Genomic DNA, 26,371 nt, shown 5'->3' on the forward strand with positions numbered 1-26,371 from the left:
GGCGGTCCGGCGCTGTCGGCGGCGTTATCGTTCCCGTGGACCGTGCCCGACGACGAGGACCCCACATGACTGACAAGAACCCGATCCTCGGATCGCTCACCCCGGGTTCCCGGCGGAACTTCCTCGACACGCTGCGCGCCGAGAACACGGGCGCGATCCTCCTGCTCGCCGGCGCCGTCGTCGCGCTCCTCTGGGCAAACTCGCCGTGGGGCGACAGCTACCGGGACCTCTCCGCGTCCCGGGTCGGCCCCTCGGGCCTGCACCTCGACCTCACGCTCGCGCAGTGGGCGACCGACGGGCTCCTCGCGATCTTCTTCTTCGTCGTCGGCGTCGAGCTCAAGCGCGAGATCGTCGACGGCCAGCTGCGCCGCCCGTCGACCGCGATCGTGCCGATCGTCGCCGCCGTCGGCGGCATGGCCGTCCCGGCCCTCCTCTACGCGGCCGTCAACGTGGTCGGCGACGGCGCCATGCACGGCTGGGCCGTCCCGGTCGCGACCGACATCGCATTCGCCGTCGCCGTCCTCGCGATCGCCGGCAAGGGCCTGCCCACCGCACTGCGGGCCTTCCTGCTCACGCTCGCCGTCGTCGACGACCTGCTCGGCATCATCGTCATCGCGGCGTTCTACACCGCCTCCCTCGACTTCGTCATGATGGGCGGCGCCGCCCTCGTGATCGCCGCCTTCGGGGTGCTCGTCCGCAAGCGCGGCGGCGCCTCGCCGTGGCTGCTCGTCCCCCTCGCCGTCCTCGCGTGGGCACTCATGCACGCGTCGGGCATCCACGCGACGATCGCCGGCGTGCTGCTCGGCTTCACGGTGCCCGCGCTCGCCCGCGAGGGCGAGAACCACAGCCTCGCCGAGCACTACGAGCACCGCTGGCGCCCGATCTCCGCAGGCTTCGCGGTCCCCGTGTTCGCGCTCTTCGCCGCTGGCGTCACCATGACGCCCGACGCCCTGCGCGACGCGCTCGGCAACCCCGTCGCGATCGGCGTCGTCCTCGGCCTCGTCGTCGGCAAGCCGCTCGGCATCACCGCCGCCACCTGGCTCCTCGTGCGGCTCACGCGCGCGACCCTCGACCCTGCTCTGCGCTGGCTGGACGTCGTGGCCGTCGCGTGCGTCGGCGGCATCGGCTTCACCGTCGCCCTGCTCATCGGCGAGCTCTCCTTCCCGCCCGGCTCCGCCGACAGCGAGGCGGGCAAGGCCGCGATCCTCGTCGGCTCGCTGCTGTCCGCCCTGCTCGGCGGCCTGCTCCTCGCCTGGCGCTCGCGCGTCCACCGCACCGCCCCCGTCCGCACCGACGACGTGCAGGTACGCCCCCAGGAGGAACCGCCGCACAACGGCTAGGATCGTCCAGGCCGAGCGGGAGCACCGAGGCGAGGACAGAGGCGACGAGCGACGTGAGCGACCACAGCTACGGGGTCATCGAGGCAGGCTCAGGCCACCTCGGTCACGTCACGTGGGCAGCTTTCGGCCCCACCGACTCCCCGCTCCCCCCGGCCGTGCTGGTCCACGGCCTGGGCGACTCCGCCGCCTGCTGGCCCGGCGTCGTCGAGCACCTCGCCGAGAGCCGGCTCGTCATCGTCTCCGACCTGCGCGGCCATGGAGACTCCCCGCTCCCGGACGGTCCCGTCACGGTGCGCGCCCTCGCCGACGACCTCGCCGTCGTCGTCCACCGCGTGGCCCAGCGACCGGCGGCCCTGATCGGCCACTCGCTCGGCGGGCTCGTCGCGCAGGACCTCGCCCTGCGCGGTCCCGCGCTCGTCTCGGCCCTCGTGCTCGAAGACCCTGCCTGGACGGCGAGCGACACCACCTTCCCCGACGTCGCGCGCACCTTGCGCGAGCTGAACACCACACCGTACGCACGGCTCCTCGCGTCCGTCACCCGCGACCACCCGACGTGGCCCGCTGCCGAGGCCGCGCCGTGGGCGGCGTCGAAGCGCCAGCTCGACCCGCGCTTCCTCGACCGCGCGGCCGGCTTCTCGCAGGACTGGCTGTCACCGCTGGCGCGGCTCGCGCCCGACGGCGAGTTCACGACGACGGTCCTGCTCGGGCAGGAGGAGCTCGGCGGGATCATCCCCGCAGAGATGGCCGAGCGGGCCGAAGAGCTGCTCGACGGCAAGGGTGAGGTGCTCGTCCTCGCTGCGGGCCACGACGTCCGACGTGAGCAGCGCGCGACCTACCTGCACCTCCTCGACGAGGCGCTCGTCCCCCGCACCGCGGGCTGAACGGACCGCCAGGCCGTCACGCCAGCGGCGACACACCCCGAGGTAGGCCCTCCCACGCGAGACAGGGCTCTGGATCGCCCTACGTCGCGGGCGACGCCCTACCTCGCGCGAGGCGCCCACCACGCCCCCGGCGCCCCGCGCGCTCGGCGCCCCACCTCGCACCCGGCGCCCCACGCGCTCGGCGCGTTGCGCGCACGGCGCGTTGCGCGCACGGCGCTCGCCTCGGCCGAGGGCGATCGGGGATGCGGCAGCGCTCGTCAGTCTGGGGAGGGCGCGTTCGACGACTCCGGCTCGAGCAGGAGGATCGCGTCATGGTGCGTGCGCAGGGCCGTCGACGGGACGGCGGGGCCGACGGGCGCGGAGAGCGTCGCGGCGATCGCCGCGGCCTTGCGACGCTCCGGCACGTTGACGATGATCTTCTCGCCCGCGAGCAGCCCGGGCACGGTCACGGAGATCGCCCGGGCGGGCACGTCGTCGATGACGGCAAAGTGCCCCTCGCCGACCTCCTGCTGCCGAGACGCCTCCGCGAGCGCGACGACGCGCACCCAGCGCGGGTCCTCGAACCATGCGGCGTGCGGCTCGTTGAGGCCGATGTGCGCGTTCTCCCCGATGCCGAGGAGGACGATGTCGATCGGGTCCTCGCGCAGGAGCGCCTCGTAGCGCTCGGCCTCGGCGAGCGGCGACTCCGCGTCGCCGTCCAGGCGGTGGACGATCCCCGGCTGGAACGGCTCGACCAGGTGCTCCTGGATCCACGTGCCATAGGTCGCGGGGTGGTCGAGCGGCAGCCCGACGTACTCGGCGATCTGGAACAGCGTGACGGCCGCCCACGGGATGTCCTTGGTCGCGAGCGCTCTCACGAACGGGAGCTGGGCGTTGCCCGTACCGATCAGGACGCGCGCCTCCCCGTGCTCGTCGACGACCGCGCGAACCGCGTCGGTGAACAGGGTCGCGGCGCGGTCCCCGAGCCCCTCAGCGCGCTCGTGGATCTCGACCGTGAGACCGTCGACGGCGAATGTCATAGGGGATTACCTATCAGCCGTACGCCACGCCGTCGAGGTTATGGTTGACCTTGCCATCGCATCGGGTGTATTTATCCCCATTCGCCCCGCGTGGCGTGAGACAGACGACGAAGGCCCCCGGTGCTCTCGCACCGGGGGCCTTCGTCGTCGTGCTGGGGCTCAGGCGCCTGCGCTGAGCTGACCCTCGCCACCGCTCGAGCTGCCCGACGGGCCGCTCGACGCGGGAACTGCGAGCGAGTCGATCTCGGGCACCTCGCTCGACGGCGCCCCCGCCTTCCGGGGCTCGCCGCGGAAGGTGAACGTCCCGAGCGGGGCCTCGCCCTCGGCGTCGACGACGATGTTCTCGCCGGACTTCAGGTCGCCGAAGAGGATCTTCTCGGAGAGCACGTCCTCGATGTCGCGCTGGATGGCGCGGCGGAGCGGACGGGCACCCAGGACCGGGTCGTAGCCCTTGTCCGCGAGGAGGTTCTTCGCGGCGGGCGTGAGCTCGATGCTCATGTCCTTGTCGCGCAGACGCTTGTCGAGGCGAGCGATCATCAGGTCGACGATCTGGACGATCTCGTCGTGCGTGAGCTGCGGGAAGACCACGACGTCGTCGACACGGTTGAGGAACTCAGGCCGGAAGTGCTGCTTGAGCTCGTCGTTGACCTTGCCCTTCATCCGCTCGTAGTCGGTCGAGAGCTCGCCGGACGCGGCGAAACCGGTCATCACACCCTTGGCGATGTCCCTCGTGCCGAGGTTCGTCGTCATGATGATGATCGTGTTCTTGAAGTCCACGACGCGGCCCTGCGAGTCGGTCAGGCGGCCGTCCTCGAGGATCTGCAGGAGCGAGTTGAAGATGTCGGCGTGGGCCTTCTCCACCTCGTCGAACAGCACGACGGAGAACGGGCGACGACGCACCTTCTCGGTGAGCTGGCCACCCTCGTCGTAACCGACGTAGCCGGGAGGCGAGCCGAACAGCCGCGAGACGGTGTGCTTCTCGGAGAACTCCGACATGTCGAGCTGGATGAGCGCGTCCTCGTCGCCGAAGAGGAACTCGGCGAGCGCCTTGGCGAGCTCGGTCTTACCGACACCGGTCGGACCCGCGAAGATGAACGAGCCGCCGGGACGCTTCGGGTCCTTGAGCCCGGCGCGCGTACGGCGGATCGCCTGCGAGATCGACTTGATGGCGGCCTCCTGGCCGATGACCCGCTTGTGCAGCTCGGTCTCCATCTTGAGCAGTCGCGACGACTCCTCCTCGGTCAGCTTGAAGACCGGGATGCCGGTCGACTGCGCGAGCACCTCGGCGATCAGGTCCTCGTCCACCTCGGCGACCGAGTCGAGGTCGCCGGACTTCCAGGCCTTCTCGCGGTCGGCGCGCTGGGCGGTGAGCTGCTTCTCCTTGTCGCGCAGGCCAGCGGCCTTCTCGAAGTCCTGCTCGTCGATCGCGGACTCCTTGTCGCGGCGCGCCTCGGCGATGGCCTCGTCGAGCTCGCGCAGCTCCGGTGGCGCGGTCATGCGGCGGATGCGCAGGCGCGCGCCCGCCTCGTCGACCAGGTCGATCGCCTTGTCCGGGAGGAAGCGGTCGTTGATGTAGCGGTCCGCGAGGGTCGCGGCAGCGACCAGAGCGCTGTCGGTGATGGACACGCGGTGGTGCGCCTCGTAGCGGTCGCGCAGTCCCTTGAGGATCTCGATCGCGTGCTCGAGGTTCGGCTCCGCGACCTGGATCGGCTGGAAGCGGCGCTCGAGGGCGGCGTCCTTCTCGATGTGCTTGCGGTACTCGTCGAGCGTCGTCGCACCGATCGTCTGCAGCTCGCCGCGGGCGAGCATCGGCTTGAGGATCGACGCCGCGTCGATCGCGCCCTCGGCAGCACCGGCACCGACGAGCGTGTGGATCTCGTCGATGAACAGGATGATGTCGCCGCGGGTGCGGATCTCCTTGAGGACCTTCTTCAGGCGCTCCTCGAAGTCACCGCGGTAGCGCGAGCCGGCGACGAGCGCGCCGAGGTCGAGAGTGTAGAGCTGCTTGTCCTTGAGGGTCTCGGGGACGTCGCCACGGACGATGTCCTGGGCGAGGCCCTCGACGACCGCCGTCTTGCCGACGCCCGGCTCACCGATGAGGACAGGGTTGTTCTTGGTGCGGCGCGACAGGACCTGCATGACGCGCTCGATCTCCTTGGACCGACCGATCACGGGGTCGAGCTTGCCCTCGCGGGCCGCCTGCGTGAGGTTGCGCCCGAACTGGTCGAGCACGGCCGAGCCGGCGGGCTGACCCTCGTTCGGGGCGCCTGCGGCGACGGGCTCCTTGCCCTGGTAGCCGGACAGCAGCTGGATGACCTGCTGACGGACGCGGTTGAGGTCGGCGCCGAGCTTCGTCAGCACCTGGGCGGCGACGCCCTCGCCTTCACGGATGAGGCCGAGCAGGATGTGCTCGGTGCCGATGTAGTTGTGGCCGAGCTGCAGGGCCTCGCGCAGCGAGAGCTCGAGCACCTTCTTGGCGCGCGGCGTGAACGGGATGTGGCCCGACGGCGCCTGCTGGCCCTCGCCGATGATCTCCGTGACCTGCTGACGCACGGCGTCCAGCGAGATGTTGAGGGACTCGAGCGCCTTGGCGGCGACCCCCTCCCCCTCGTGGATCAGGCCGAGCAGGATGTGCTCGGTGCCGATGTAGTTGTGATTGAGCATCCGTGCCTCTTCTTGGGCAAGGACGACCACCCGACGCGCTCTGTCGGTGAATCTCTCGAACATCTGCTGCTCCTCACGAGCGGCGTTCACCCGCGCCGGATAGCGCACAGGTCTGACCGCTTCGACTCTAACCAAGCGAGGGGGCCCGTGATGCCCGTGTTCGCCATCGGCGTGACACCTCGCGGGCAGGGCTGCGCCGGGCCCGGCGACCACCCGTCGGGACCTCCGTCACGTTCTGCGTCCGCCTCGCCTGGCGTCAGGTACGCTCCCAGCGTGAACATCCGGCAGAGCGCTCTCCAGCCCGCTTCGACGTCCTCGTCGACGCGCTGTTGCTGCCTGCCCGCAGCCGTCGTCGGCTGTACCTGCCAGCGCTGAGACGCTGCCCCCGCACCCCGCTCGGGTGCCCGACGTCGTCGCGACACGTTTCGCCGTCGTCCCCTCCCCGTCGCTGACGTGAGCCTCCCCGCACCGGCCTGACCGCCGTCGCGGCGAGCGCCGTCCGACACCTCCCCGGCGCACGCCCAACCTCGGGCTGCGCCTCCCGAACGACAGGGACATCCTGGACCTTGCGGACACGTGTCCGCCGGCCGCGTCGCTGTCACCACCCCTCAGGAGAACCATGAAGATCCGTAGGTCCGCCGCTGCCGCCGCCACCGCCGTCGTCCTGTCCGCGCTCGCGCTCGGCGCGTGCTCGTCCGACGGCGACGACAAGGCCGCAGCCGACCCGGTCGCTGCGCTCAAGGAGTCGGGCGTCCTCAAGGTCGGCACCGAGGGCACGTACTCGCCCTTCACCTTCCACGACGCGTCGTCCGGCGAGCTGACCGGCTACGACATCGACGTCATCACGGCGGTCGCCGAGAAGCTCGGCGTCAAGCCGGAGTTCTCCGAGACCAAGTGGGACTCGATCTTCGCGGGCCTCGAGGCCAAGCGCTACGACGTCATCGCGAACGAGGTGACGATCAACGACGAGCGCGCCGCGAAGTACGACCTGTCCGACCCGTACTCGGTCTCCGTCCCCGTCGTCATCGTCCGCGCCGACGACACCGAGCTGACCAGCATCGCCGGCTTCGACGGCCGCACCGCGGCCCAGACGGCGACGTCGAACTGGGGCGAGATCGCCCGCTCGAACGGCGCGAAGGTCGAGCCGGTCGAGGGCTTCACGGAGGCCGTCGCCGCCGTCCGCGACGGTCGCGTCGACTTCACGGTCAACGACAACCTCGCCGCCCTCGAGTACCTCGAGTCGACCGGCGACACGACAGTGAAGATCGCGTTCGACATCCCTGAGGAGAAGGTCGTCCAGGCGTTCGCCCTGCGCAAGGACTCCGGCCTCGTCGCCGAGATCAACAAGGCGCTCGGCGAGCTCGCCGCCGACGGCACGCTCGCCACGATCGGCGAGAAGTACTTCGGCACCGACATCTCGAAGTGACGGCCACGGCCCTGACGAGCGGAGGTCTCACGTTGTTCGGCATCGACGAACAGCTCCAGCAGCTGCTCCTCGACTCGCTCGTGCCCCTGCTCGTCGGGGCCGTGCGCGGCACGATCCCGCTGACGCTCGTCTCGTTCACGATCGGTCTCGTCATCGCGCTCGTCGTCGCGCTCGCCCGCATCTCGCGGTGGCGCGTCCTGCGCTGGGTCGCGCGGGCGTACGTGTCGCTCATCCGCGGCACGCCCCTGCTCGTGCAGCTGTTCATCATCTTCTACGCGCTGCCGTCGCTCGGCGTCGTGATCGACCCGTTCCCGTCGGCGATCGTGGCGTTCTCGCTCAACGTCGGCGGCTACGCGGCCGAGGCGATCCGCGCGGCGATCCTGTCGGTCCCGCGCGGCCAGTGGGAGGCGGCGCAGACGATCGGCATGACCTACCCGACGACGCTGCGGCGCGTGATCCTGCCCCAGGCCCTGCGCGTCGCGGTCCCTCCGCTGTCCAACACGTTCATCTCGCTCGTGAAGGACACCTCGCTCGCGTCGTCGATCATGGTGACCGAGCTGCTGCGCAAGGCGCAGGAGATCGCGGCGCCGTCGTACGAGTTCCTCGCGCTGTACTCGCTCGCCGCCGTCTACTACTGGCTGATCTGCACGGTGCTCTCGGCAGGGCAGTCGAGGCTCGAGTCCCGCCTGGAGAGGTACGTGACCGTATGACCGCCCCCGCTCTTCTCGAGGTCCGGGACCTGCACAAGTCCTTCGGCGACAACGACGTGCTGCGCGGCATCGACCTGCGCGTCGAGCGCGGGTCGGTCACCGTGCTGATCGGGCCGTCAGGCTCCGGCAAGACGACGCTGCTGCGTTGCCTCAACGCGCTCGAGACGCCGCAGCGCGGCGTCGTGCAGGTGGACGACGCCGCGGTGGACTTCGCCGCGTCGCCCTCGCCCGCGGACGTGCGCCGTCTGCGGGCCGGCTCCGGCATGGTGTTCCAGGCGCACCACCTGTTCCCGCACCGCACAGCGCTGCAGAACGTGACCGAGGGGCCGATCTACGCCCAGAAGGTCCCGCGGGCGCAGGCGGAGGCGCAGGCGCGCGAGCTGCTCGCGAAGGTCGGGCTGGCGGGCAAGGAGGACGCGCTGCCGGCACAGCTCTCGGGCGGCCAGCAGCAGCGCGTCGGCATCGCCCGGGCGCTCGCGCTGCGGCCCGCGCTGCTCCTGTTCGACGAGCCGACGTCGGCCCTCGACCCGGAGATCGTCGGCGAGGTGCTCGCGGTCATGCGCGACCTGGCGGCCGAGGGTTGGACGATGGTCGTCGTGACGCACGAGATCCGGTTCGCGCAGCAGGTCGCGGACCACGTGGTGTTCCTCGACGGCGGGGTCGTCGTCGAGGAGGGACCGCCGTCGGACGTGCTCGTCGCGCCGAAGCAGGAGCGCACGCAGCGCTTCCTCAAGCGCGTGCTGGACCCGCTCGGCGAGTAGGGCGCCCCTCCTCCTCGACGGATCGCTCCCCTGCACACTCCGAGTGTGCATCCGGGCGATCTGTGAGACCGGTACGGGACGCGCGCACCCTCCAATCCACAGGTTCGGGACATATGTGGCGGCCTGAGCGGTGGATCGCTACGTTGCTCACCATGCCCGCAATCCGCTCGTCCGCCCTGCGCTGCGCCTCCGTCGCTCTCGCGGCGATCCTCCTGACCGGGTGCACGAGCGAGGCAGCGCCCGCGCCGACCGCACCGGCGACGACTGCCGCGACCCCGGCGGTGAGTCCGTCGCCGTCGCCTGCTGTCGCCGCGCCCTCCGAGCTGGCGATCGAGAAGATCACGACACCGCCGCGCGTGCCCGCGGACCTCACGACCCCCGGCAAGGTCGGGTCGAAGGCAGCGGTCGAGTACTTCGTCGCGCTGTACGGGTACACGCTCAACACCGGCGACACGTCGCTGCTGCGAGGCATCTCGACACCGACGTGTGAGTACTGCCTTGAACTCGCTGAGGGCATCGAGGAGGGCCACGAGTCAGACTGGTCATACGCTGGAGAGCAGACTCAGATCGAACGCATCGAGCTGCACGAGGCCGAGTCCTCCGAGAACCGACACACTTGGATCGTTGCAACCAACACGGATCCGTCCCTGAGGACCTCCCCGAGCGGCGAACAGTCCACTCAGCCGAAGGAGTCCCACACCACGGCTCTTATTGCTGTTTGGACAGGCGACGAGTGGAAGGTGGGTGACCGCCGCGGCGTCAGGTTCGCGGATGGGGCGGGGTCATGAACCAGCTCATCGCCGTCACCCTGGCCATCGCCATCGCAGTTCCGGCTCCCTCGCCCCCACGTACGACACCCGCTGCACTCGGCGACGATCCCGCGTCAAGGTGGAAAGCCGATGCTACCGACAGGCGCGTCGACATCGGGGCCTGGTGGCTCGGGAAGGACCCAAAGTCGAGCACGCCTCGCCCTAGACCAGTCTCCGGCCCGCCTCTCGTCGAGTCGCGGGTGATCGACCCGGCGATGTGCCAGCCTGGCTCGTCGGTCACCTATGAACCGGCCTACTCCTACCGGTGTGACGGGTTCGACCTCGAGTGCGCCGAAGGGGAGATCCTCCAGCCGCCACGTGAGACCCGCAGCCGCCTCAGCGGCACCGCGGAATGGGGGCCGTGGACCGCACTTTCCTCCTGGCAGTGCGTCACCCCCGAAGAAGGCAGCCTCATCGACGACGTGCGCCGCGCCTTCGCCGAGATGACCATCACAGCGCCCCCGGTGACCGTGATCGACGGGCGCGGGTGGACCTTCGTACAGATCGACACCATCGTCTACTCCGACGATGAACCCCAGACCCTCACCACGACCGTCGGCGGCACCCCGGTCGAGCTGCGAGCCACCCCCATCGAGTGGCGCTGGGACTTCGGCGACAAGACCAAGCCGCTGACCACCACCAAGCCCGGCGGCCCCTACCCCGACAAGACCGTCACCCACGTCTACACCCGCCTCGGCACCTACACCGTCACCCTGACCGCCACCTGGCAAGGCCAATGGCGCCTCGTCGGCGAGACCAGCTGGCGCGACGTCGACGGACAGAACACCACCACCAGCACCTCCGAACCCTTCACCACCCACGAGATCCGCACCCGCCTCGTCACACCACCCAGCTGAGCGGCCCCTAGGCAGTGCGCCGGCAGACGGCATCTGAGCGGCCCCTATGCAGTGCGGCATCGAGCCCCAACCGCCCGTCCACAGGTAGCACGGATGCACGCATGACGTGTGTACACGGGCGATCAGTGGGCTGACGTACCGGAGCGGTCCGCGGGGAGAGTCGTCGAAACGTTACGATGCTGAGGCGGGCGCGCGTCGCGCCGCATCCCCCCGAGCACGGAGCCCGACCCCCATGGCGAGGAACCTCACCACCGGCACGCCCTGGCGCGTCATCGGCATCTTCATGGTGCCCCTGCTCGTCGGCAACGTCGTCCAGCAGCTCTACCAGATCACCGACGCGATGGTCGTCGGGCGCACGCTCGGCGTCGACGCGCTCGCCGCCGTCGGCGCGACCGGCGGGCTCATGTTCCTGCTCCTCGGCTTCGCCTTCGGCATGACGTCGGGCTTCGCGATCCCGACCGCGCAGGCGTTCGGCGCAGGTGACCTCGCCGCCGTCCGCCGCTCCGTCGCCGCAGGAACCCTGCTCACCGGGGCCGCGAGCATCCTCGTCACAGTCGGCGGCACGCTCTTCGCAGGCACGGCCCTGCGCCTGCTCGGCACCCCCGAGGAGCTCGTCCCGGAGGCGACGACGTTCGCGGTCGTCACCTTCGCCGGCGCCGCCACGACGATGTACTTCAACTTCCTCTCCGCCGTCATCCGAGCGATCGGCGACTCCCGCACTCCCCTGCTCTTCCTCATCGTGTCGTGCCTGCTCAACATCGGCCTCGTCCTCGCGATCGTGCGCGGCGCGGGCTACGGCGTCGGCGGTGCGGCGCTCGCGACCGTGGTCGCGCAGCTCGTCTCGGTCGTCCTGTGCCTCCTCTACGTCCGCAGCCGCGTGCCCGTCCTGCACGTGCGCCGCGACGACTGGCGCGTCCCGCGCGCCGAGCTCCGCGAGCACCTGCGCATCGGCCTGCCGATGGGCTTCCAGATGTCGATCATCGCGATCGGCGCGGTCGCCGTGCAGGTGCGCCTCAACACGCTCGGCGCAGACGCCGTCGCGGCCTACACGACGGCGCTGCGCGTCGACGGCATCTCGATGGCCGTCATGTCCTCGCTCGGCATCGCCGCATCGACCTACACGGCCCAGAACTACGGGGCCGGCCGTTACGACCGCATCCGCAGCGGCATCCGGCAGGCGATCATCATGGCCGTCGTCGCGGCGGTCACGATCGGCGCGTCCCTCGCCCTGTGGGGCAGCGCGATCGTCCGGCTCTTCGTCGGTGCGGGCGAGGAAGAGGTGGTCGACATGGCCGCGCTGTTCCTCCTCGTCAACGGCTCCCTCTACTGGGTGCTCGCCGTCCTGTTCGTCGTGCGCGGTGCGCTCCAGGCGCTCGGCCGCACGTTCACGCCGACGGCGAGCGGCGTCGTCGAGCTCGGCATGCGCATCGGGGCGGCCATGATCCTCGGCGCGGCGTTCGGGTTCTCGGGCGTCGTGTGGGCCAACCCCCTCGCATGGGCCGGCGCCGTCGCGGTGCTCCTGCCCGGGTACGTCCGCGCCTGGCGCACGCTGCAGCACGGCAACCCGGGGCGTCCCGTGACCGCGGCCGCCCCGGCCGCCCCCGACGAGACCGGGGCCGCTGCCCTCGCCGAGGCCGCGGCCGCAGGCACGACCCCCGACGCACGCCCCGCCTCGGTGCCGCCCGGGCAGTGAGACGGTCCGCCGTCGCACCGCCACGGGCAGCCGCCGTCGCACCGCCGCGGGCAGCCGCACGAGCGCGCACGACGCCACCCGGGAGCGATCCGGGACCCTCGTCCGTTAGAGGTACCGGCACCTGATGGAGCACGATAGATCTTGTGCCCGGCGACCCCGCCGGGCACAGGCACGAGGAGAGAACCACACGATGGCCGGTCCCAAGTCCGTGAAGTCGCTGCACGCCCAGGACCTGTGGGCGGGCTACCCGGGGGTCGAGCCGCTGCGCGGCGTGACCCTCGACGTCGTCCCGGGCGAGGCGCCGATCGGCGTCGTCGGCGAGTCCGGCGTCGGCAAGTCGACGCTGCTGCGCGCGCTCGCCGGCAAGATCAAGCCGCTCTCCGGCTCCGTCACGTGGGGCAAGCGCCCCGTGCACCGCATCGGCCCGCGCGACAAGCGCGAGTTCCGTGCCGCCGTCAGCCACGTCGGCCAGCAGGAGCTCGTCAACAACGTCGACCAGCGCAAGACGGTCGACGCCGTCGTCAGGGCCGGCCTCGCCGAGGCCCGCAAGGCGGGCCGCACCGTCAGCCTGACGGTGGGCGACCTGCTCGAGTCCCTCGCGCTGCCCGCGTCCTTCGGCACCCGGCAGATGTACACGATCTCGGGCGGCGAGCGTCAGCGCGTCGCGCTCGCCCGCGCGATCGCGTCACGCCCGGACATCCTGCTGCTCGACGAGCCGCTCACCGCGCTCGACCCGGCGACCCGCCTCGAGGTCGCGACGGCGATCAAGGACGTCCTCGAGACGCTCGGTACGGGCATGCTGCTCGTCACGCACGACCTCGAGCTCATGGCGCGCATGACGCAGACCGTGCACTTCCTGGCCGACGGCGTCTTCGTCGCCGAGGGCCCGCTCGACCGCGTGCTCGCCGAGAGCGAGCACCCGTCGGTGCGCGGCCTCGCCGAGGCCGCGCCGCTCGCCGTCCAGCGCATGCGCTGAGACGCCCGGCCCTAGCCAGGGCTGGCGTCGCGGCTTCGAGGCGTGCGTGGCCGGGGCTGCACAGGGCGAGCCGGGCAGGGCCGCAGCCGCAGCGCGGCTGCCACACAGGCACCGCGAAGAGCTATGCCGCAGAAGTCTCGTAGACGATCGTCACGGGGCCGTCGTTGACGAGCTCGACCGCCATGTCAGCGCCGAAACGCCCCGCCCCGACCCGGAGCCCCATCCCACGCAGGGCGTCGACGACCGCGTCGACGAGCGGTTCCGCGACCGCGCCCGGCGCAGCGGCGTTCCACGTCGGGCGACGGCCCTTGCGCACGTCGCCGTAGAGCGTGAACTGGCTGATGACGAGCACGGGCGCTCCGGCGTCGAGCGCCGAGCGCTCGTCGCGGAGGATGCGCAGGTTCGCGATCTTGCTCGCGACAGTCGCGACCTGGTCTCGGCCGTCGTCGTGCGTCACGCCGAGCAGGACGACGAGGCACGGCTCGTCGAAGGACGACAGCACCTCGCCAGCGACGGTCACCGAGGCGCGCGAGGCGCGCTGGACGACGACGCGCACGTCACCACCCGCCGCGGTTGCCGGTGCCCCGCGAGCCGCCTTTGCCCTTGCCGTAGGGGGCGATCGCGGGCTTCACGTCGACGAAGTAGACGATCGGCGGGACCGCGGAGATCACGACGAGGAACGACAGCCCGCCGATGCCGATCGGGTACGGCAGGCTGATGAAGCCGAAGAGCGCGCAGACGCCGAGGATCAGCAGCCACTTGGTCTTGGTGAGCTTGCCTTCCGCCGTGAAGCCGCGCGCGGCGCGCGGGGCGGCGTCGACGAACGCCCACACCTGGCTCGCGAAGACGGCGACGCACAGGACGAAGACGATGGACAGCTGCGCAAGGGTGAACACCCGCCGATGCTAACCCGCCTCCCTGACCAGCACCCGGACGTCAGATCGCGGGAAGCGCGGCTCGCGCCTCCCCGGGGCTCGCGCCGGTCGCCTCCAGGAGGTCGACGATCGGGCTGCGCATGAGCACGACGAGCGACTGCACGTACCAGTCGGTCTCGCCGAGCTGCCCCGGGTCCGCGAGCGCGGCCGCCGCCTCGAGGGCACGGCGCGCGCCCGAGAGGTCGCTCCCGTTGAGCAGGGCACCCGAGAGCTCCTGCACCGCCTGCGCGGTCTCGCCGACGACGGGCGCGACGATCGACAGGTCCCGCCCGGAGTCGGGGCCGAGGCCCTCGACCCTGCGGGCGAGGACGCGCACCGACCGCACGGCCCGGTCGAGCAGCACGGCCTGCCGCTCGAGCAGGACGAAGTCGTCGCGGTACTTGCGGGTGCTCGCGTCGATGCGGGTGTTCTCGTAGCCGGCCCGCGCGGAGGCGAGCCACTCCTCGAGAAGCGGCTGGGTCGTGCGTCCTCTCGCGAGGGCGTCGCGCAGGTCCTCGTGCTCGCCCGTGCGCAGGCCGCGCGCGAGGACGCGCATGGCCTCGGCGAGGACGCTCGTCGCCTCCCCCGCAAGCCTGCGGGCGTACCGGCGCGGGTCGCCGGGCGTGAGGACGGCGACGAGGAGCGCCATCGCGCCGCCGATGAGGGCGTCGGTCCACCGGCCGACGGGCCCGGCGCTGATCTGCGGCATGCCGATGATGACGATCGACTGGACGCCCGCCTGCGTCGTGAGCATCTGGCCGCGGTCGAGGAACCGGGCGAGGAGCGCGGCGGCGACGAGCGTCAGGCCGATCTGCCAGGGGCCGGAGCCGATGAAGTGGGCGACGAGGTCGCCGAAGCCCACGCCGACCGCGACGCCGACGGCGAGCTCCGCGACGCGGCGCAGCTCGCGCTCGTGCCGGAACCCGAGGCACACCCACGCAGCGATCGGCGCGAAGACGGGCATCTCGTGGCCCAGGCCGTACCGGGCGATCGCGTACGCGCTGCCGGCGGCGACGGCCGCGACGAGGACGGGGACGGCGGCGTTGCGGACGCGGTCGCGTCCCTGCCGCAGGCGGATGCTCACGAGCCGACGGCGCGCGACGGCGTCCCCCAACGTGTCAGCCTCGCGGGGCGCGGGGCGCGAGGCCCCGGGCGACGGGCCCGCGCGGTGCGGGCCGGTCGGTCGAGAAGCCCTCGGCGCTCACGACGACCTCCTGCCCGGCCGCTACGGCACCGCCGTCGCAGTCGACGAGGAGGTCGGCCTCCGGATCGACCGACCGCTTGAGGACGACGAGCGCGACGGGACCGTACTCGTGGTGCCGCGCGACGGACGTCGCGCGTCCGACCTCGCGATCGTCGAGCCGGACGGCCGCACCCGGCTCGGGGAGCAGGTGGCCGGAGCCGTCGAGGTGCGCGAGCGCGAGCCTGCGCGGCGGGCGGCCGAGGTTGTGCACGCGCGCGATCGTCTCCTGGCCGCGGTAGCAGCCCTTGGCGAGGTGGACGGCGGTGCGCAGCCAGTCGAGCTCGTGCGGGATCGTGCGGTCGTCGACCTCCCGGTCGAGGCGCGGGCGCAGGGCCTCGACGCGCATCGCCTCGGTCGCCCACGTCCCGGCGAGGCGCCATCCGGCAGCCTCGCGGGCGCGGACGGCGTCGACGAGCTCGGCGCGGGGCACGAGCACGAGGCGCCACGGCCGGTCCTGGCCGGGGTGCGCGTCGTCGGCCGGGCCGTAGCGCGTCGAGCCGGGTGCGGTGCGCGGCCACGGGTCGACCCACGTGACGGGCTCGTCGGGCGCGCCCTCGGCGCGGACGGCCTCGCCGATCGCGGCCCACTGCTCGGTCACGTCGGCGACCTCGACGCGCAGCATGAAGCGCATGCGGTCGAGCCACGCGGCGAGCGGTGCGGCGTGGTCGCCCTCGGTGAGCAGCCACGTCGTCGTGCCGTCGTCGACGACGCCGAGCGCGTGCTCGACGTGACCGTGCGGGTCGAGGACGAGCGTCTCGGTCGAGGTGCGCGGCGGGAGCGCCGCGACGTCCTGCGACGTGATCGAGTGCAGCCAGGTCAGGCGGTCGGGTCCGGTGATCGTGACGACGCCCGTGTGGGACATGTCCACGACCGCCGCACCGCGGGCGAGGGCGCGCTGCTCGGCGACGGGGTCGCCGTAGTGCCAGGCGACGCCCGCGTCCGGGCCGGACGCGGCGACCGCGCCGTGCCGCTGCAGGAGCGGGCTCGGGCGCACCGCGCGCTCCTCCTTCGCGTTCGCGTCGTCGGGCACCGCGGTGTCCATGTCAGGACTCCTGGCGGAAGAGCTGGGCGGAGGCGTAGGACTGCAGGGGCTTGCCGAACGCGGCGAGGTCCCACGCCCACATGAGGCTGCCCTCGACGAGGCCGTACATGCGCTTGGACGCCGAGACGTCCGCGCCGGTCGACGTGCGGGCGATCAGGTCCGAGACGAGGTCGATGCGACCGTTGCCGGCGACGCCGAGGTAGACGCTCACGCGGCCGGCCGGGTCGGCGAGGAGCACCTCGAGCGACGCCTGGTCCTCGCGTGCTCCCTCGTGCGGCTCGGGCGAGACGCGCCAGTAGCCGGTCTCGGTCGACCAGACCGTCTCCTCGCCGTCAGGTCCGTCAGCACCGGGCTCGACGGCGGGCAGACGCGTCGTCGCCTCGTAGCGCAGGTACGGGCCGCCGTCGTGGTCGAAGACGACGTCCTGGACGAACGTCGTCTCGGGGATGTCCGGGTACGAGATGACTCCCTCGCCGCGCCAGTGGCCGACGAGCCAGGCCAGGGGGTACGCCTCGGGGGCGAGTCCTTCGGGGAAGGTGAAGGGCATGGGAAGCTCCGCTCGGGGGTGGTGCTGGTGGACGCGGGCGCGTCAGGCCCACGCAAGAACGCCGCGCGCGGTCGAGATCGTCCGTGACCCCGACCGCGTCCGCGTCAGCGCTGCGCCTGACCCCGGAACAGCTTCACGACGACGAGACCTGCGAACCAGGTGATCGTCACCGTCGCTGCGACGAGCAGGCCGATGAATACTGCCTCGAGTGCTTCGATTCCCATGGCTCGATCCTAACGTCGGGCGGGCTCGGCCACGCGTGACGCGGGTCTCGTCCCGGGCAGGGCGCCGGTGCGGGGTCAGTAGACGAGCGAGCGAGCCCCGGGGGCCATGACCTCTTCGACGAAGGCGGGGGCTCCCGCGATGCGGATGCCGCGCAGGAGGTCGGCGGGGGTGAGGTCGCGGCGGGCGGCGCACTGCGTGCACACGGTCACGGTGCCGGCCTCGAGGACGGTCTCGAGGAGCGCGTCGAGCGGGGCGGCATGCTCGAGCTCGAACGCGGAAGCGTGGCCCGGGACGGCGAACCATGCGGCCTCGCCCGTGAGCCACAGGCTCACGCGGACCCCGGCGGCGACCGCGGCCGCTGCGACGGTGAAGGCCTGGTTGCAGGCCTCGGCGCGCTCGGCTCCAGCGGTCACCTTGACGACGAGCGAGGGTGTGGCGGGCTCTTCGGTGGGCATGGCGCCACCCTAGCCGTGCCGGCCACGTCCCTCCGGGGACGTGGGACCTGTCTCAGACGACGATCGACGCGACCACGTGGACGAGCATGCCGCCGACGAGCACCGGGACGAGCGCGGCGGACAGGCCGCCCGTGCGGGTGCGCGCGCTCGGCAGGCGCTCGAACATCACGTGCAGGGACGCGGTCACCACGCCCGCGGTCGCACCGAGCCACAGCCCCTGCGCGAGGTCGACCTGCGGCAGGACACCACCGATGGCCGAGCCGACGCCGACCGCGGCACCCACCGTGAGCCCGACGTTCGCCCAGCCGCGCCACGGGAGCGCGGCTGCGACAGCCGACGCGACCGCGAGCGTCGCGGCGGCGCACACGACGACGCCCTCGCCCGAGTAGACGGCGACCCACCCCGACACGCACATCACGATGAAGACGCCGCCCGCCGTGCCGCACAGCGACTCGACGAGGTGGGCGCGACCGTCGCGGCGCAGCATCTCGCGGACGAAGGACAGGATGAGGCCCCCGGCGGCGACGAACGGGAGGAAGGCGAGGCCGTCGTCTCCCAGGACGGCCGCGACGGCGCCAAGACCGACGACGGCGAGCACGACGGCCGCACCAGCAGGCCAGGGCAGCTCGACGAGGGAGGGCCACCCGGCGGCGAAGACGAGGACGAGGACGGCCGAGACGGCGACCAGCGGCACCTCGCCGAGGTACGCCGCCACCGCGACGAGTGCGGCCAGCGCGGCCGTCACGACGGCGCGGGTCGATCTGCTCACTGTGTACGCACGTCCAGGGCGTCGTAGGGCTGGGAGTCAGTGCGATTCTCCCAGATGTTGGCCCTGTCCACGACCATGTGCTCCGTCGGACGATAATGTCGGCACGTCACCGGCATCCCGCTGCGTCGACGATCGACCCGTGTTCGAGAGAGGGAGGTGAGGCGTGTGGCCGAGCTCCTGCTCCTGACACCGGCAGCCGGCGCCTCTGCGCAGGTGCTTCCTGCGCTGGGCCTCCTGACGCACCGCGTGCGCGTCCTTCCCATGGAGCCGTCCGCCCTGGTCGACGCCCCTGACTCCGACGTGCTGCTCCTCGACGCCCGCCACGACCTCGCTGGCGCACGCACGACGTGCCGCGTCCTGCAGGCCGCGGGGCTAGACGTCCCGCTCGTGCTCATCCTCACCGAGGGCGGCCTGACCGTCGTCACGAGCGAGTGGGGCGCGAGCGACATGCTGCTCGAGACGGCGTCGCCCGCCGAGGTCGAGGCGCGCCTGCGCCTCGCGATCGAGCGCGGCTCGGGCACCCGTGCCGACGACGCACCGGAGGAGATCTCCTCGGGCGACCTCGTGATCGACGCGAGCGGTTACACGGTTCGCGTGCGCGGCGTGCCGATCGACCTCACCTACAAGGAGTTCGAGCTGCTCAAGTGCCTGGGCCAGCACCCGGGCCGCGTGTTCACGCGTGCGCAGCTCCTCCAGGAGGTGTGGGGTTACGACTACTACGGAGGCACGCGCACGGTCGACGTCCACGTGCGTCGCCTTCGCGCGAAGCTCGGCCCCGAGCACGAGCAGCTCATCGGCACGGTGCGCAACGTCGGCTACCGCTTCGACCCGCCGTCGTCCCGCCGCCCGGGCGCCGAGGCTCCGGCCGCCGATCCCGCGACCGAGCCCGCGACGGCCGGCTCCGAGACAGGAGACCTGTGAGCGCCGACTTCAGCTCGGTCCTGATCGACGGCCCGTGGAAGCACGAGCTGGTCCCCGCGAACGGCGCACGCTTCCACGTCGCCGTCGCAGGGCCGGAGGACGCTCCCGGCCCGCTCGTCGTCCTGCTCCACTCGTTCCCGCAGTTCTGGTGGACGTGGCGCCACCAGATCGAGTCGCTCGCCGCGGCCGGCCACCGCGTGGCCGCGATGGACCTGCGTGGCGTCGGGGCTTCCGACAAGCCGCCGTCGGGCTACGACGTCGCTACCCGCACGCGCGACGTCGCGGGCGTGGTCCGCAGCCTCGGTGCGAGCCGCGCCGTCGTCGTCGGGCACGGCCTCGGCGGCATGGTCGCGTGGGCGATGGCGTCGCTGCAGCCGTCGGTGACCGACGGCGTCGTCGCGCTCAGCGCCCCGCACCCCGCCCGGCTGCACCGCACCGCCCGCTCCGGGCTCACGCCGGCCGCGCTCAAGCACGTGGCGTTCCTGCAGCTGCCCGTCCTGCCCGAGCGCGCCTTCGCGAACCGCTCGCTGACGACGCAGCTGATCGTGGAGGGGTCGTACGAGCGCCGCAGCTCGAGCGAGCTCGCGACGTACGAGACGGCGATGGCGGTGCCGTTCGCGGCGCACAACTCGATCGAGGCGGTGCGCTGGCTCATGCGGTCGACGCCGCGGCTCGACGGCCGCCGCTTCCTCTCGGTCGTCCGGCGTCCGATCTCCGTGCCGGCGATGCAGGTGCACGGTGCGCACGACGTCTTCCTGCGCCCCGAGGGCGCGGAGCTCGACGCGGCCGCGCTCACGCGCGACCTGCGCTTCGAGATGCTCGACGACGCAGGTCACTTCCTCCACGAGGAGCGCCCCGACGAGGTCGACGCGCTGCTGCTCGACTTCCTCGCGCGCTGGCGCTGACGGCGGGTCAGTAGGGCCTGACGAGCGCTGCGGCCGCGGCGGGGTCCGTCTCGCCGATGCCAGCGGACGGGCAGAGCTGCGCGATCGCGCACGCCCCGCACGCCGGACGGCGGGAGTGGCACACGCGGCGTCCGTGGAAGATCAGCCGGTGCGAGAGCAGCGTCCACTCGCGCTTCTCGATGAGCTCGCCCACCGCCGTCTCGACCTTGACCGGGTCTTCTTCGGTCGTCCAGCCGAGCCGGCGGACGAGCCTGCCGAAGTGCGTGTCGACCGTCAGCCCCGGCACGCCGAACGCATCGCCCAGCACGACGTTCGCCGTCTTGCGCCCCACGCCCGGGAGCGCGACGAGCGCGTCCAGGTCCGCGGGCACCTCGCCGTCGTGCCGCTCGACGAGCGCCCGGCCGAGCCCGACGAGCGACTTCGCCTTCGCCCGGAAGAAGCCCGTCGGGCGGATGATCTGCTCGATGTCCTCGACGTCGGCCGCCGCGTAGTCGGCGGCCGAGGGGTACCTCGCGAACAGCACGGGGGTCACCTGGTTCACGCGGACGTCCGTCGTCTGCGCCGACAGCACGGTCGCGACCAGCAGCTCGAGCGGCGTCGTGAAGTCGAGCTCGCAGTGCGCGTCAGGGTGCGCGACGGCGAGCGCACGGTTGGTCCGACGGGCGCGCCGCAGCAGGGCGAGCGGGGTCTCCCCTGCGACCGTTCGCGGCGCGGCGGGAGCATCGATCCTGGGCACGCGCCCAGCCTAGGGTGCGCTCAGGCTCAAGGTCCGCGCGCAGGACGCCGATCTACCTGTCGGCAGCGTCAACGGCGCGACGACGAAGACCGCGGGGCGGAAGGAGCGGCATGACCACGCAGACCGGCACGGCTGCGACTCTCGACGACCTCCGCCTGAAGCGTCGGGCGCTGCGCTCCGAGGTGAACCGCGTGCAGCACTGGCGCCGTCTCATCAAGGCCCGCATCGACCTGTCCGTCGCGGGCGCCCTCCTGCCCGACCGGCTCGGCGTCGACGCCTGGGACGTCCTCGGCCCCGGCGCCCTCCTGCCCGACCACGTGCGCATGGCGCAGCTCGTGCGCGGCTCCGGCTCGGCGTCGGCCGTCCTCGACCTGCCCGAGCTGCGCGACATCGACCGTCACCTCGCCGCGTACGGCGCGCAGGCCCGTTCCGAGCTCGAGCGCGTGACGTCCGTGCTCGTCGAGCTGCTGTCGCAGGAGCTCTCCGAGGAGCGCGCGGGTCTGTAATCCGGTGCTCACAGCGTGATCTGGTGCACAATGTGAGGGAACCTTCGGGACCGGATCGACAAAGGAAACGACACGTGGACGACTCAGTGGTCCTTGCAGCCCCGCTCTTCGCCGGCCTCGACCCCGAGGAAGCCCGCCCCCTGCTCGCATCGATGACCACGGTGCGTCTCACGCGCGGTGACGTGCTGTTCAACGAGGGCGAGCGCGGTGACCGGCTGTTCATCATCTCCGAGGGGAAGATCAAGCTGGGTCGGCGCTCGTCGGACGGCCGGGAGAACCTCATGGCGATCCTCGGCCCGGGCGAGATGTTCGGCGAGCTGTCCCTGTTCGACCCGGGGCCCCGCACGCTGACGGCGAGCGCGGTCGCGGACACGACCCTCCAGGAGCTGTCGCACTCCGAGCTGGTCGCCTGGCTGCAGACCCACCCGGGGATGTCGAAGTTCCTGCTCGGTGCGCTCGCACGACGCCTGCGCCGGACGAACGAGAACCTCGCTGACCTCGTCTTCTCCGACGTGCCCGGTCGCGTCGCCAAGGCGCTCCTCGACCTGTCGACCCGCTTCGGCCAGAAGACCGACGAGGGCATCCGGGTCGCTCACGACCTCACGCAGGAGGAGCTGGCCCAGCTCGTCGGCGCCTCACGCGAGACCGTGAACAAGGCGCTCGCCGACTTCGCCGCCCGCGGCTGGGTGCGCCGCGAGGGTCGCGCCGTCGTCCTCCTCGACATCCCGCGCCTGGAGCGCCGCGCCCGCTGACGGGCCCAGATGCAGCGATGCCCCCGTGACGCGCGGCGTCACGGGGGCATCGTCGTGCTGAAGGACGGTCAGCCGACCTCGACCATGATCTCGACCTCGACGGGCGAGTCGAGCGGCAGCACCGCGACGCCGACGGCCGAGCGCGCGTGCACGCCCGCGTCGCCGAAGATCTCACCGAGGACCGTGCTCGCGCCGTTGATGACGCCAGGCTGCCCGGTGAAGTCGGGCTGGCTCGCGACGAACCCGACGACCTTGACGACGCGGACGACCGAGTCGAGGTCGCCGACGAGGCTGCGGACGGCCGCGACCGCGTTGAGCGCGGCGACCCGAGCGAGCTCCGCGGCGCGCTCGGGGCTGACGTCGTCGGGCCCCGTGCCGACCTTGCCCGTGGCGGGCAGCGCACCGTCGACGAACGGCAGCTGGCCCGACGTCAGGACGTGGATGCCCGACTGCACGGCCGGGACGTACGCCGCGACGGGCGCCGCGACGTCGGGAAGGGTGATGCCGAGCTCCGCGAGGCGCGCGGCGACGCGACCGCTCACTTCTCGCCCGTCGGACGCTTGAGGTACGCCACGAGGTTCGTCGAGCCCTCGGGACCAGGGACGACCTGGACGAGCTCCCACCCGTCCGAGCCCCACTGGTCGAGGATCGCCTTGGTGGCGTGGATCAGAAGCGGAACGGTTGCGTACTCCCACGTGGTTGCCATGTGCCCGAGCGTAGTGCGTGCCCGCCGGAGCGGGCAGTGGGGTGCCGCTCATCGCGCCGCATGTGACCGGCGGGCGTGACACTCACACAACCTGCACACCCCCGCCGAGGCCCCCTCAGGAGGTCCGACTACCCTGGTTCCATGCCTCATCCTCGTACCCGCTCGACCCGTCAGGTCAACGTCTTCCAGGCCCTCGCGCTGCTGGTCACGTTCCTCCTCCTCGCCGGCGTCGGCGGGGTGCTCACCGCGGGTCTCGTGCTGCCCCTCGCGGCGGGCGCGAGCACGGTCACCGACGAGACCGCCGAGGTCTTCGAGTCCCTGCCCGACGAGCTGGTCCCCGGGCCGCTGTCGCAGAAGTCGACGATCGTCGACCGCGACGGCAAGCTGCTCGCGACGTTCTACATCCAGAACCGCGTCGTCGTGCCGCTCGACGAGATCTCGCTGCCGATGCAGAACGCGATGGTCGCGATCGAGGACAAGCGCTTCTTCGGCCACGGCGGCGTCGACGTCGAGGGCATGGCGCGCGCCGTCGTCGTCAACCTCGCGTCGAACAACCGGCAGGGCGCGTCGACGCTCACGCAGCAGTACGTGAAGAACGTCCTCATCGAGGAGGCGTCCCGCGCAGGCGACAAGCTCGCCGTCGAGGCAGCGCGCGACGACACCCTCGAGCGCAAGCTGCGCGAGGCGAAGCTCGCGATCGCGATCGAGAAGAAGATGTCGAAGCTCGAGATCCTCGAGCGCTACCTCAACATCGCACAGTTCGGCTCGTCGGTGTACGGCGTCGAGAGCGCCGCCCGGTACTACTTCAACAAGTCCGCGAAGGACCTCAACATCACCGAGGCCGCCACGATCGCGGGCATCACGAAGGCCCCCACGAAGTACGACCCGGCGCTCAACCCCAAGAACGCGACGCTCCGCCGCAACCTCGTGCTCAACAACATGTTCCAGCAGGGGTACATCACCAAGGCGGAGCTCGACGAGGCGCGCGCCACGAAGCTCGAGGACATCCTCGACATCACGCCCGTCGAGAACAGCTGCGAGGGCGCTGGCGGCGCCGCGTACTTCTGCGACTACGTCACCAAGGTCATCCTGAGCGACCCGGTCTTCGGCGAGACGAAGACCGACCGGTACAACCTGCTGACGCGCGGCGGGCTCACGATCCGCACGACGCTCGACTCGAAGGCGCAGAAGGCCGCGAACAAGGAGCTGCGCGCGTCGATCCCCGCAAAGGACCCCTCGGGCATCGCGACCGCGCTCACCGCGGTCGAGCCCGGCACGGGCGAGATCCTCGTCATGGCGCAGAACCGCAAGTTCGTCGCCAACGCGGACGACATCAAGCCCGGCCAGACGACCGTCAACTACTCGGCCGACCAGGCGCACGGCGGGTCCCGCGGCTTCCAGCCGGGCTCGTCCTTCAAGCCGTTCGTGCTCGCCGAGTGGCTGCGCTCGGGCCACTCGCTCAACCAGATGGTCAACGCGAGCTCCACGGCGTGGAAGGGCGACTCGTGGACCGCGAGCTGCATCGACAACTTCGGGGCCGGCCGCGGCGAGTACAAGCCGCGCAACTCCGACGGCGCGGGCAGCGGCATGAAGTCGGTCATGCAGGCGACCGCGTTCTCGATCAACACCGCGTACGTCGCGATGGAGAACCAGCTCGACCTCTGCAAGGTCGCCGACATGGCGTACCTCGTCGGTTTCCGTCCGTCGCTCTCCGAGGCGCCCGACAGCTCGACGAACGCCGACGGCGTCCAGGTCGAGCCGTCGATGGTCCTCGGCATCCAGAACACGTCCCCGCTCGCGATGGCGTCCGCGTACGCGACGTTCGCGTCGGGCGGCAAGTACTGCGAGCCGATCGCGATCACGTCGGTCCTCGACGCCGACGGCAAGGAGCTCGAGGTCCCGTCCGCGAACTGCCGCACCGTCATCGACTCGTCCGTCGCTGCGGGTGTGAACCACGCGCTCAAGGGTGTCCTCGAGGGCGGCGGTGCCGCTGCGTCGCGCCTCTCCGGGCGTACCGCGGCCGGCAAGACCGGTACGGCCCAGGCGAGCTACCACACGTGGTTCGTCGGCTACACGCCGCAGCTCTCGACCGCCGTGTGGGTCGGCCACCCCGACCGCAACATCTCGATGCAGAACATCTACATCAACGGGATCCGTCGCCCCATCGTCTACGGCTCCACGATCGCCGCCCCGACCTGGAAGCGGTTCATGGACAAGGCGCTCGCCGGCGAGCCGAACAAGGACTTCCCGAAGGTCAGCACCAAGGTGCTGCACGGTGAGAAGGTGCCGGTCCCGCGCGTATGGGGCCAGTCGGTCGACGCCGCGAAGAAGGCCCTCGAGGAGGCCGGCTTCTCCGTGACGGTCCGCCCCGGGCAGGTCTACTCGAGCGCGCCGGCCGGTGCGGTCGCGTACACCTCGCCGTCGGGCACCGCGACGAAGGGCACGCTCGTCACCATCTACGTCTCCAACGGGCAGCCTGAGCCGCCCAAGAAGGAAGACGACAAGAAGGACGACAAGAAGAAGGAACCCAAGAAGGACGACCGTAAGCAGAACCGCGGTTCACAGGGCAGAGACTGACGTGGGGGCTGTCCCTCGCGCCCTGCGCCGCGTCGTCGGCGCGGGCCTGCTCGCCGGTGCAGCCGGCCTTGCGTACGCACGGTGCGAGGCGGAGATGTTCACGCTCCGCCGCGTCACCGTGCCGGTCCTCCCGGCCGGCTCGCGCGACCTGACAGTCCTGCACCTGTCTGACCTGCACCTCACGCCGACGCAGACCCGGAAGATCGAGTGGGTGCGCGCGCTCGCCGACCTCGAGCCCGACTTCGTGGTCGACACGGGCGACAACATGGCGCACCGCGAGGTGCTGCCGCACCTGCTGCACGCGCTCGAGCCGCTCATGGCGTTCCCCGGTGCGTTCGTCATGGGGTCGAACGACTACTTCTCCCCGCACGCCAAGAACCCGGCACGCTACCTCCTGCCCGACGCGCGCTCGCCGCGCGTGACCCGCGAGCCAGACCTGCCGGTCCGAAAGCTCGCGGCAGCACTCTCCGAGGCGGGGTGGATCGACCTCGACAACAACCGGGCGCGCGCGACGATCGGCGGGCTCGATGTCGCTCTCGTCGGCATGGACGACCCGCACATCGACCGCGACGAGATGCCGGCGCCCGACCCGGCGACGGCGGACGCCGACCTGCGGCTCGGCGTCGTGCACGCGCCCTACGTGCGCGCGCTCGATGCGCTGCACGACGACGGTGCGGAGCTCATCATCGCGGGGCACACGCACGGCGGGCAGCTCTGCGTGCCGGGATTCGGCGCGCTCGTGACGAACTGCGACCTCGACCGGGGGCGTGCGCAGGGGCTGCACGGCTGGCCGGGCGCACGGCCGGACGAGTTCGGCGGTCACGGCTCGACGTGGCTGCACGTCTCGGGTGGCCTCGGCACGTCGCCGTACACGCCTGTGCGCTTCGCGTGCCGTCCGTCTGCGACGCTCTTGACGCTCACGGCCCGCTGAGGACCG

Annotated in this window: 27 protein-coding genes; 15 read left to right on the forward strand and 12 right to left on the reverse strand. The window is 71.7% G+C overall.

Annotation, left to right across the window (positions count from 1 at the left end; genetic code table 11):
• The first annotated feature begins 65 nt into the window (after positions 1-65).
• Together nhaA and ATL41_RS06500 are read left to right on the forward strand one after the other, a co-directional pair.
• Positions 66-1,340: a Na+/H+ antiporter NhaA gene (gene nhaA, locus ATL41_RS06495; RefSeq protein ID WP_098457749.1), complete on the forward strand. Its 1,275-nt coding sequence runs from the start codon at positions 66-68 to the stop codon at positions 1,338-1,340.
• Between the two features lie 53 nt (positions 1,341-1,393).
• Positions 1,394-2,221: an alpha/beta fold hydrolase gene (locus ATL41_RS06500; RefSeq protein WP_169924503.1), complete on the forward strand. Its 828-nt coding sequence runs from the start codon at positions 1,394-1,396 to the stop codon at positions 2,219-2,221.
• Positions 2,222-2,478: 257 nt separating this feature from the next.
• Here ATL41_RS06500 and ATL41_RS06505 read toward each other — a convergent pair whose 3' ends face one another.
• The gene (locus ATL41_RS06505; RefSeq protein WP_098457751.1) at positions 2,479-3,240 is read right to left on the reverse strand and encodes a 6-phosphogluconolactonase; all 762 of its coding nucleotides are present in this window, start codon (positions 3,238-3,240) and stop codon (positions 2,479-2,481) included.
• 159 nt (positions 3,241-3,399) lie between these two features.
• A complete protein-coding gene (locus ATL41_RS06510) occupies positions 3,400-5,967 on the reverse strand; it encodes an ATP-dependent Clp protease ATP-binding subunit (protein ID WP_098458965.1) in 2,568 nt (855 codons plus the stop codon).
• Positions 5,968-6,523: 556 nt separating this feature from the next.
• Here ATL41_RS06510 and ATL41_RS06515 point away from each other — a divergent pair.
• The 7 genes from ATL41_RS06515 to ATL41_RS06545 all read left to right on the forward strand — a co-directional run bounded on the left by ATL41_RS06515 (position 6,524) and on the right by ATL41_RS06545 (position 13,136).
• Positions 6,524-7,330, forward strand: a complete 807-nt coding sequence (locus ATL41_RS06515; RefSeq protein ID WP_219810365.1) for a transporter substrate-binding domain-containing protein — start codon at positions 6,524-6,526, stop codon at positions 7,328-7,330.
• A gap of 41 nt (positions 7,331-7,371) precedes the next feature.
• A complete protein-coding gene (locus ATL41_RS06520) occupies positions 7,372-8,040 on the forward strand; it encodes an amino acid ABC transporter permease (RefSeq protein ID WP_098458966.1) in 669 nt (222 codons plus the stop codon).
• Positions 8,037-8,801 carry an amino acid ABC transporter ATP-binding protein gene (locus ATL41_RS06525; RefSeq protein WP_098457752.1) on the forward strand — a complete coding sequence of 255 codons (765 nt, stop codon included), beginning with the start codon at positions 8,037-8,039 and terminating at the stop codon, positions 8,799-8,801. Before ATL41_RS06520 ends, ATL41_RS06525 begins: the two co-directional genes overlap by 4 nt.
• A 152-nt stretch (positions 8,802-8,953) precedes the next feature.
• Positions 8,954-9,589: a DUF6318 family protein gene (locus ATL41_RS06530; RefSeq protein WP_169924504.1), complete on the forward strand. Its 636-nt coding sequence runs from the start codon at positions 8,954-8,956 to the stop codon at positions 9,587-9,589.
• Positions 9,586-10,467, forward strand: a complete 882-nt coding sequence (locus tag ATL41_RS06535; protein ID WP_098457754.1) for a PKD domain-containing protein — start codon at positions 9,586-9,588, stop codon at positions 10,465-10,467. The genes ATL41_RS06530 and ATL41_RS06535 overlap by 4 nt, the downstream gene beginning before the upstream one ends.
• Before the next feature lie 232 nt (positions 10,468-10,699).
• Positions 10,700-12,160 (forward strand): MATE family efflux transporter, encoded by a 1,461-nt coding sequence (locus tag ATL41_RS06540; protein WP_098457755.1) that lies wholly within the window; start codon positions 10,700-10,702, stop codon positions 12,158-12,160.
• A gap of 190 nt (positions 12,161-12,350) precedes the next feature.
• Complete coding sequence (locus tag ATL41_RS06545; protein WP_098457756.1) at positions 12,351-13,136, forward strand: ABC transporter ATP-binding protein; 786 nt, start codon at positions 12,351-12,353, stop codon at positions 13,134-13,136.
• A gap of 121 nt (positions 13,137-13,257) precedes the next feature.
• Here the strand turns inward: ATL41_RS06545 and dtd are convergent, their stop codons facing one another.
• The 7 genes from dtd to ATL41_RS06580 form a co-directional block, all read right to left on the reverse strand.
• On the reverse strand, positions 13,258-13,692 hold the full coding sequence (gene dtd / locus ATL41_RS06550; RefSeq protein WP_098457757.1) for a D-aminoacyl-tRNA deacylase: 435 nt from the start codon (positions 13,690-13,692) through the stop codon (positions 13,258-13,260).
• A gap of 1 nt (position 13,693) precedes the next feature.
• A complete protein-coding gene (locus tag ATL41_RS06555; protein ID WP_098457758.1) occupies positions 13,694-14,032 on the reverse strand; it encodes a DUF2516 family protein in 339 nt (112 codons plus the stop codon).
• Positions 14,033-14,072: 40 nt separating this feature from the next.
• The gene (locus ATL41_RS06560; RefSeq protein ID WP_098457759.1) at positions 14,073-15,164 is read right to left on the reverse strand and encodes an FUSC family protein; all 1,092 of its coding nucleotides are present in this window, start codon (positions 15,162-15,164) and stop codon (positions 14,073-14,075) included.
• Between the two features lie 4 nt (positions 15,165-15,168).
• Entirely contained in the window at positions 15,169-16,335 is a 1,167-nt protein-coding gene (gene ygfZ, locus ATL41_RS06565; protein WP_098457760.1) for a CAF17-like 4Fe-4S cluster assembly/insertion protein YgfZ, read from the reverse strand.
• A gap of 1 nt (position 16,336) precedes the next feature.
• Complete coding sequence (locus ATL41_RS06570; protein WP_098457761.1) at positions 16,337-16,882, reverse strand: heme-binding beta-barrel domain-containing protein; 546 nt, start codon at positions 16,880-16,882, stop codon at positions 16,337-16,339.
• Between the two features lie 299 nt (positions 16,883-17,181).
• On the reverse strand, positions 17,182-17,562 hold the full coding sequence (locus ATL41_RS06575) for a DsrE family protein (protein WP_098457762.1): 381 nt from the start codon (positions 17,560-17,562) through the stop codon (positions 17,182-17,184).
• Positions 17,563-17,614: 52 nt separating this feature from the next.
• Complete coding sequence (locus ATL41_RS06580; protein ID WP_098457763.1) at positions 17,615-18,331, reverse strand: hypothetical protein; 717 nt, start codon at positions 18,329-18,331, stop codon at positions 17,615-17,617.
• A 165-nt stretch (positions 18,332-18,496) separates the two neighbouring features.
• On the opposite strand from ATL41_RS06580, the gene ATL41_RS06585 reads away from it, so the two are divergent.
• Positions 18,497-19,252 carry a winged helix-turn-helix transcriptional regulator gene (locus ATL41_RS06585; protein ID WP_098457764.1) on the forward strand — a complete coding sequence of 252 codons (756 nt, stop codon included), beginning with the start codon at positions 18,497-18,499 and terminating at the stop codon, positions 19,250-19,252.
• A complete protein-coding gene (locus ATL41_RS06590) occupies positions 19,249-20,157 on the forward strand; it encodes an alpha/beta fold hydrolase (protein ID WP_098457765.1) in 909 nt (302 codons plus the stop codon). Before ATL41_RS06585 ends, ATL41_RS06590 begins: the two co-directional genes overlap by 4 nt.
• Positions 20,158-20,164: 7 nt before the next feature.
• Here ATL41_RS06590 and nth read toward each other — a convergent pair whose 3' ends face one another.
• A complete protein-coding gene (gene nth / locus ATL41_RS06595; protein ID WP_245854668.1) occupies positions 20,165-20,893 on the reverse strand; it encodes an endonuclease III in 729 nt (242 codons plus the stop codon).
• 110 nt (positions 20,894-21,003) lie between these two features.
• On the opposite strand from nth, the gene ATL41_RS06600 reads away from it, so the two are divergent.
• Positions 21,004-21,399: a hypothetical protein gene (locus ATL41_RS06600; RefSeq protein WP_098457766.1), complete on the forward strand. Its 396-nt coding sequence runs from the start codon at positions 21,004-21,006 to the stop codon at positions 21,397-21,399.
• A 74-nt stretch (positions 21,400-21,473) separates the two neighbouring features.
• Positions 21,474-22,151, forward strand: a complete 678-nt coding sequence (locus ATL41_RS06605) for a Crp/Fnr family transcriptional regulator (protein ID WP_098457767.1) — start codon at positions 21,474-21,476, stop codon at positions 22,149-22,151.
• A 68-nt stretch (positions 22,152-22,219) separates the two neighbouring features.
• On the opposite strand, the gene ATL41_RS06610 is transcribed toward ATL41_RS06605, so the two are convergent.
• The gene (locus ATL41_RS06610) at positions 22,220-22,693 is read right to left on the reverse strand and encodes a RidA family protein (RefSeq protein ID WP_098457768.1); all 474 of its coding nucleotides are present in this window, start codon (positions 22,691-22,693) and stop codon (positions 22,220-22,222) included.
• On the reverse strand, positions 22,690-22,857 hold the full coding sequence (gene sp36 / locus ATL41_RS06615; RefSeq protein WP_098457769.1) for a Sp36 family protein: 168 nt from the start codon (positions 22,855-22,857) through the stop codon (positions 22,690-22,692). Before sp36 ends, ATL41_RS06610 begins: the two co-directional genes overlap by 4 nt.
• A gap of 141 nt (positions 22,858-22,998) precedes the next feature.
• Between sp36 and ATL41_RS06620 the strand changes: the two genes are divergently transcribed.
• Both ATL41_RS06620 and ATL41_RS06625 read left to right on the forward strand, forming a co-directional pair.
• Complete coding sequence (locus ATL41_RS06620; RefSeq protein ID WP_098457770.1) at positions 22,999-25,434, forward strand: transglycosylase domain-containing protein; 2,436 nt, start codon at positions 22,999-23,001, stop codon at positions 25,432-25,434.
• Position 25,435: 1 nt separating this feature from the next.
• The gene (locus tag ATL41_RS06625) at positions 25,436-26,365 is read left to right on the forward strand and encodes a metallophosphoesterase (protein WP_098457771.1); all 930 of its coding nucleotides are present in this window, start codon (positions 25,436-25,438) and stop codon (positions 26,363-26,365) included.
• Positions 26,366-26,371 lie beyond the last annotated feature (6 nt).

It is taken from the genome of Flavimobilis soli, assembly GCF_002564025.1.
In the GTDB taxonomy this organism is placed as follows: Bacteria; Actinomycetota; Actinomycetes; order Actinomycetales; family Cellulomonadaceae; genus Flavimobilis; species Flavimobilis soli.

Excerpts from the sequence above, each read along its gene's own strand:
- nhaA (WP_098457749.1), top strand. The coding sequence starts at position 66 with ATGACTGACAAGAACCCGATCCTCGGATCGCTCACCCCGGGTTCCCGG.
- ATL41_RS06505 (WP_098457751.1), bottom strand. The coding sequence starts at position 3,240 with ATGACATTCGCCGTCGACGGTCTCACGGTCGAGATCCACGAGCGCGCT.
- ATL41_RS06510 (WP_098458965.1), bottom strand. The coding sequence starts at position 5,967 with ATGTTCGAGAGATTCACCGACAGAGCGCGTCGGGTGGTCGTCCTTGCC.
- ATL41_RS06515 (WP_219810365.1), top strand. The coding sequence starts at position 6,524 with ATGAAGATCCGTAGGTCCGCCGCTGCCGCCGCCACCGCCGTCGTCCTG.
- ATL41_RS06525 (WP_098457752.1), top strand. The coding sequence starts at position 8,037 with ATGACCGCCCCCGCTCTTCTCGAGGTCCGGGACCTGCACAAGTCCTTC.
- ATL41_RS06530 (WP_169924504.1), top strand. The coding sequence starts at position 8,954 with ATGCCCGCAATCCGCTCGTCCGCCCTGCGCTGCGCCTCCGTCGCTCTC.
- ATL41_RS06535 (WP_098457754.1), top strand. The coding sequence starts at position 9,586 with ATGAACCAGCTCATCGCCGTCACCCTGGCCATCGCCATCGCAGTTCCG.
- ATL41_RS06540 (WP_098457755.1), top strand. The coding sequence starts at position 10,700 with ATGGCGAGGAACCTCACCACCGGCACGCCCTGGCGCGTCATCGGCATC.
- ATL41_RS06545 (WP_098457756.1), top strand. The coding sequence starts at position 12,351 with ATGGCCGGTCCCAAGTCCGTGAAGTCGCTGCACGCCCAGGACCTGTGG.
- ygfZ (WP_098457760.1), bottom strand. The coding sequence starts at position 16,335 with ATGGACACCGCGGTGCCCGACGACGCGAACGCGAAGGAGGAGCGCGCG.
- ATL41_RS06570 (WP_098457761.1), bottom strand. The coding sequence starts at position 16,882 with ATGCCCTTCACCTTCCCCGAAGGACTCGCCCCCGAGGCGTACCCCCTG.
- ATL41_RS06575 (WP_098457762.1), bottom strand. The coding sequence starts at position 17,562 with ATGCCCACCGAAGAGCCCGCCACACCCTCGCTCGTCGTCAAGGTGACC.
- ATL41_RS06600 (WP_098457766.1), top strand. The coding sequence starts at position 21,004 with ATGACCACGCAGACCGGCACGGCTGCGACTCTCGACGACCTCCGCCTG.
- sp36 (WP_098457769.1), bottom strand. The coding sequence starts at position 22,857 with ATGGCAACCACGTGGGAGTACGCAACCGTTCCGCTTCTGATCCACGCC.
- ATL41_RS06620 (WP_098457770.1), top strand. The coding sequence starts at position 22,999 with ATGCCTCATCCTCGTACCCGCTCGACCCGTCAGGTCAACGTCTTCCAG.